Consider the following 5,886-nt stretch of genomic DNA (forward strand, 5'->3'; position numbering starts at 1 on the left):
TATCAATACCTACAGCTCTATAATTTATTTGAAATTTAGTTTCGCATATCAGACAATCGCATAGTAAAGTAATCCATTCATCGTCATAATCTTCCTCAAAAGAAAGATATTCGTGAGAACCACAATCAGGACATTCAATATCTATGGGTTTTATTGAAGCCATTTTAGCTATCCAGTATTTTGTTGCATAAATTTAATAAAGCCGAATTACTCGCATAATTTAGTCTTAAAGGTCAAAATTAAAAATGAACAATAATATCTAAGACTTAGGGAATTAGCAATATCTTCTGCTTTAAATCTTTAACAACGATATCAACTCATTCAATTACTCAACTCTCTATCCGTAAATTAGATTTAAATTATTTTATAAGGTTTTAATGATAAATCTTTACCCGTTAAATCTTTAATTGTTAAATTCTTATCTAAGAGTAGGATTTCTATTCTAAATATATCCCTTTTGTCTCTTTCTGTTAATAATAAGAAAAGTGGTTGTTTAGCATAACTATATCTAATATCATTGGCTTTAGTCCATCCACGCTTACCAGCATTTAATATAATCTCACCATAATATTTAGATAATTGACCGTTGGGTATACATATAACATTTAAGGCATTTATCTTGGGTTTCATATGTTCGTGGACGATCTGTATTACATAGGTCAATGCTGGCACACTAATCGATTTATAAATAGGGGGGATAGAGGGTTTAAATTTTGTGGTTTGATAAGAAATTTGGTTTCGTCCTAATTGAACTTTTCCCTTAAAGTCTGGATTTGTTATTAAGGTTGTTTTTACCTCAATATGAATAATTGCTTGACCCTCAATTTCATATACCATATCAGAGCCTATAGGACAGGTATTAGGAAATCTAAACATTGGGGCAAAAAGATTATGAAAAACCCTTTCTGCGCCGGTGTCCAAGTCTGAAGGTTGTTTATGACTTTTTCTTGCAGTATTTAAAAATTGAGTTTTCCAATCGTTTAATATTTTAATTCTCGAGTTTAGTCCTGTCATAACTTTTCTTAAATCTTGTTGTAAGGAAGTAACAATATAATCTAAATACTTTTTTTCTAGTTCCTCCAACTCAAAATCATTTAACATGTATTATCTCCTTAATATCTTTGCATCTTTTCTTAATAATATTTAAATACTCAGGAATAAGCTCTATTAATATTGCATTTCTCTCTAATTCCTGAGCAACCTTACCTGTTGTTCCTGATCCTGCGAAAGGATCTAAAACTACACCATCCGGCGGACAACCTGATTCTATGCATCTCCTTACAAGTTCTTCAGGAAAGATAGCAAAGTGAGCTTCGGGAAGTGGCTGTGTTTTGATACTCCATATATCCCCTGGATTTTTACCCTTGGGATGTGCTTTTACCGTTTGAAGGACAAGGTGAGTTTCTGTCACCCATCTGTCGTAAATATCATTGAACTTAAGAATGTCTTTCAACTTGAACCAGTCATCTGGCAAAGGAATAGAACCTCCTCTTCCCCAACTACCTGTATCTTTTCTAAACCAATGCCCTGCCGTATCTCTATATCCTAATAGCTTATCAATTTCTTTAGTGGTAATATTTCTTTTTCTCCTCCAAAACCTGAGATAGTCGGCAATTACAGGTTGAAAGATTCTATATCTTCTCTGTAAGACCAAATATTCTCCAAAAAGTGATTTTCTTGCTCCTGGCGAAGCCCCTCTATTGTCAGGACTAACTTTGTATTTCCCATTATAGGATTGCTTCGAAGTAATAAATGGTAAGAGCAGTGATGCTTTTAATTCTACCCTATTTTTGAAATCTGGTGGGGGTGGTAACATTGGCTTTAGAAATCCATTACAGAATAGGGTCTGATTATGATTGTCTATATCAATCTCGTGTTTAATAGTTTTCCCACAATCCTGACATACTAAATCAATTTCAATTTGCGATTTTTTGTCAAAGTCATTCACAAATTCAATAGTCTGCTTTCCATCTTTCCAATCAACTTGAGCAAGGATATTTCCTCCATTACTTCTAAAAACCGTTTTAATAAATCCTTTAACATCCCCACCCTTAAATAAAGAATTTTCTACATCAAGACCTAATATATCCTCTGGTTTTTTATTGTTTGTAAAATTGCTGACTGGTAATCTCAATTCATCAAGCGACAAATAGTATTTGTATTTACTCTCTTTCTTAACAAATAAGAATACTGGTTCATAAACATTTGAAAATCTATTATCCAATGAAGAAGGCATTGCATTAGGTTTATGCCATATAATTTTGTTTAAAAGCGTCCAACCATCTTTTTGAAGTTCAATTGCCAATAATTCAGGAATGAGCAATAATTCCTTGTCTTGATATTTATATCCTACATTTAAAAAGAAAGTCCCTGTTGGTTTTAACACTCTTTTTGCCTCATTAAAAACATCAACAAGTCGCTTTATGTATTCACTATAAGAACTCTCTTGACCAATTTGTTGGGAGTGTTTATAGTCTCTCTGTTTCCAGTAAGGGGGAGAAGTTATTATACAATCAATAGCTCTTTCAGGTAACATTAATAAGGCTTTCTTGACATCTCCTATATAGACAATGATGTTCCCATAATGCTGTTCAATATCTCTGTGGAGATAAGTTTCCTCAAGGGCTAACTGTTCTCTGACCGCATTTGATCTTGGAATTGTTCGAATATCTTCCTTAATTTTTTTATATTTTTTCTTCATAAGAACTTGCATAGCATTATCTTACCACAGCGGTTTAGTTTTTACTGCATCTTTAACAAAGGATACTTTTTGCATTTATACATGGGTGTCATTTTATTTCAATTGATTCAGTTGAAGTTTATCATAGGAATTTTAACTTGTCAAGTTTTTTCTACTCAATTGTCAAGCCAATTTAGAAATGTCCTGTTTTTACCCTGTTAGAAAGAAAGCCCTGCCCAGAGATTTCTAACAGGGTTTACCAAAATAGAAATGTCCTGTTTTCATATTTGAGATCCTGTTAGTTCTTTTTGTTTGTATCTGTTACTGTGTAAACTAAGTTTAAACTTCCGCCAGGGATGATCTGCTCGAGGTGTATAAATATCTCTCTTTCTCGGAATAAATATATATGGCTGTTTTTGTTCTTTCTCTGGCCTTGTGGGTATCTCTTTATATCTCAGATCAGTATCTTTATGTGTTATTACCATTGAACCATCTATTCTTTCTTCTACTACTACTTTCTTGGTTCTTACATTATCCATTATCTGATAAAGCTTCCTGTTATGGGCTATTGTAAAATCGTTCCTTAATGCCCTCTGTGTCCTTATACAGAGGATTTTATCCATGTTTAATCCACCAGGTATTTCTCTGTGAAGATCATCCTTCCCCTTTGGCTTTACAGCAAACTTTTTATTGTATCGAGGAAGATAATAATCTAAAAACTCATTGCCTTCTTCTATTGTCCTAACCCCTCTTAATCGCATCTCTTTGATAAGCCTGTCTTGTAGTGTCCTGAAATGTCTCTCTATCCTCCCTTTAGCCTGTGGAGAGTTAGCGTGTATTACATCTACTCCAATCTCCTTCAGAGCCCTCTCAAACTCGCTTAATGGCCTGGTATTGTTTAATTCATCTTCTATGGAAGGTTTAGCTGTTGATTTATACGTTGTATGCTTGTCCAGATAGACGCTTATGGGTATCCCATACTTTTTGATATAGCGATTAAAACTATCCATTGCCGGTATGGTACCTTCGTAGCTATAGAACCTACCAAAGGTATCCCCTGTAGCATCGTCTATATACCCCATAAAAACACACTCCGGTCCTCTGCCCTCAAACCAGTCGTGATGACTCCCATCCATCTGGATCATCTCACCAAAATAGTGTTTCCGCTCTCGCCACTGACGATGTACTCTTCTCTTACGACTCTTCTTCCAATCCCCTGATTCTATAAGCCACTTCCGTAATGTCTCATCGTTTATCTTTATCCTATCTATTTCATAAAGCTTCTCAGATGCAAGGGTTGGTCCAAAACCTTTATATCTCCCCCTGTATAGCCTTATTGCCTTATCCTTTGCCTCTTCGGGCAATCTCCTGTTTGAAGTCCTACCCCTGGATTTATGTATTATCCCTGCTTCTCCTTCACCCTTGACCCTCTTTATTATCCTCCTAATCTGCCGTGTGCTGAGGGAGAGAATTTCTGCTGCCTCTACTTGCTTTATCGCCTTATCAAATACTTTGTGAACTATGTGTAATCGCTTTAATTCCTTCCTGCTTAACATGATAATGTCCCTTCCTGCCATATCGCCCTCCTTCTAAAAAGGGCAGTATAGCATCCCTTAAAGCGGACATTTCTAAATTGGTTAAATAGGACATTATCATGTTGGTGTTACAGTTTTTTCTACTCAAATCCTAACGACGAGATTGCCACGCTCCCCCGTCCGCCTCAGGCGGATCGGAGTCCCTCGCAATGACAGAAAGAAGATGTTCTGTGGTTTACAAAGGGGTAGCATTAAGGGATTGAGGCACAAAATAAAAAACCCTGACAATAAGAATCGCCAGGGTTTTTGTTTTTGTCTGGTTCTGTTAAGCCTTACAGCTTTACGACATTAGTCGCCTGAGGACCTTTAGGACCTGAAACCACATCGAAACCGACATCTTCACCTTCGTTGAGGGTTTTAAATCCATTGCCCTGGATAGCTGAGTAATGTACGAATACATCTTCGCCGTCTTCCTTTTGGATGAAACCGTAGCCCTTAGACTCATTGAACCATTTTACGGTACCCTTCATCTTTTGAACCTCCTTTGCTTGAACTCCGGAAAATATTCCGGGATTAGACAGGATTCTACCCGCCAAAGTTGCCGGAATCTCTAATGTTAAAATGAAAGGCCGCAAAGTCAAAGTCTTTGCGGCCCTCAAATATACGACAAAAACTCCGAAAACTTCATAATTAATATCCCATAACTGCTCTGTGATTGTCAACAACTTTCTGAAAACAGTTTTTTCTAAATAGCCAACCTGCCCTCTTATTTGGTAATATATTGCCTGATGAAATCACTCTCAATCAAACAGAAGATATACCAGATGATTGTCCCGAGACTCGATGGGGAAAAGATTATGGATAAATCCTATGTCGAGGATATAATGAGACTTGTTAAAGAAGGCATCGGAGGGTTCATCCTTTTTGGTGGAAGACTGAAAGAAGTAAAACTTTTCATCGAAATGTTACAAAAAATAGCAGAGATACCACTCCTTATCGCATCTGACACAGAAAGGGGTCTCGGACAGCAGGTAGAAGGAACAACATTTTTTCCATGCCATATGGCTTTTTCAGCAGCGATTAACAGACATGACAAAGACGACATAAAGATATTGCGGCAGGCTGTCAATGCAATGTCATCGGAAGCTGTATATACAGGTATAAATACCCTGTTGATACCTGTCCTCGATATAAATATAAATCCCGACAACCCTATCATCTGCACAAGGTCATTTGGCGATGACCCTTATGTTGTCTCATGGTTTGGCAAGGAAGTTATCAAGGGTATTCAAAATAAAGGACTTATTGCCTGTGGAAAGCATTTCCCTGGACATGGAGATACAGGGATTGATTCCCATAAAGATCTTCCTGTAATCAGAAAGTCTATCAATAAACTTGAGAGATGCGAGCTTATACCATTCAAAGAGGCGATAGACTCTGGAGTAGAGATGATAATGGTTGGACATCTAAGCATACCAGCAATAGATAATTTACTCCCTGCAAGCCTTTCAAAAAAGGTTGTAACAGAACTGCTTAAAGAAACGCTCTGTTTTAACGGACTCATCCTCTCTGATGCACTCACAATGGATGCTGTATCAAAGAGATTTACCCCGTTAGAAGGCCCCGCCATTTATGGCTGGGATGATATAGACCCCGTTAGAAAATCAGTTT

5 protein-coding genes are annotated in these 5,886 nt (G+C 36.7%); 1 reads left to right on the forward strand and 4 read right to left on the reverse strand.

Translation table 11 applies throughout. The features are described 5' to 3' along the window. Positions 1–354: 354 nt before the first annotated feature. The 4 genes from AB1488_02885 to AB1488_02900 all read right to left on the reverse strand — a co-directional run bounded on the left by AB1488_02885 (position 355) and on the right by AB1488_02900 (position 4,745). Positions 355–1,101, reverse strand: a complete 747-nt coding sequence (locus AB1488_02885) for a hypothetical protein (protein ID MEW6409043.1) — start codon at positions 1,099–1,101, stop codon at positions 355–357. After that, complete coding sequence (locus tag AB1488_02890) at positions 1,091–2,701, reverse strand: site-specific DNA-methyltransferase (GenBank protein MEW6409044.1); 1,611 nt, start codon at positions 2,699–2,701, stop codon at positions 1,091–1,093. Before AB1488_02890 ends, AB1488_02885 begins: the two co-directional genes overlap by 11 nt. A 260-nt stretch (positions 2,702–2,961) precedes the next feature. Beyond that, complete coding sequence (locus tag AB1488_02895; protein MEW6409045.1) at positions 2,962–4,257, reverse strand: ISNCY family transposase; 1,296 nt, start codon at positions 4,255–4,257, stop codon at positions 2,962–2,964. A 290-nt stretch (positions 4,258–4,547) separates the two neighbouring features. After that, on the reverse strand, positions 4,548–4,745 hold the full coding sequence (locus AB1488_02900; GenBank protein ID MEW6409046.1) for a cold-shock protein: 198 nt from the start codon (positions 4,743–4,745) through the stop codon (positions 4,548–4,550). A 258-nt stretch (positions 4,746–5,003) separates the two neighbouring features. Between AB1488_02900 and AB1488_02905 the strand changes: the two genes are divergently transcribed. Next, positions 5,004–5,886, forward strand: an 883-nt coding sequence (locus AB1488_02905) for a glycoside hydrolase family 3 N-terminal domain-containing protein (GenBank protein ID MEW6409047.1), incomplete at its 3' end; no start/stop codon positions are given.

Source organism: Nitrospirota bacterium (assembly GCA_040756155.1).
In the GTDB taxonomy this organism is placed as follows: domain Bacteria; phylum Nitrospirota; class Thermodesulfovibrionia; order JACRGW01; family JBFLZU01; genus JBFLZU01.

Bases quoted from the DNA above. Each gene is read 5' to 3' on its own strand.
- AB1488_02885 (MEW6409043.1), bottom strand. From the start codon at position 1,101: ATGTTAAATGATTTTGAGTTGGAGGAACTAGAAAAAAAGTATTTAGAT.
- AB1488_02890 (MEW6409044.1), bottom strand. From the start codon at position 2,701: ATGAAGAAAAAATATAAAAAAATTAAGGAAGATATTCGAACAATTCCA.
- AB1488_02895 (MEW6409045.1), bottom strand. From the start codon at position 4,257: ATGGCAGGAAGGGACATTATCATGTTAAGCAGGAAGGAATTAAAGCGA.
- AB1488_02900 (MEW6409046.1), bottom strand. From the start codon at position 4,745: ATGAAGGGTACCGTAAAATGGTTCAATGAGTCTAAGGGCTACGGTTTC.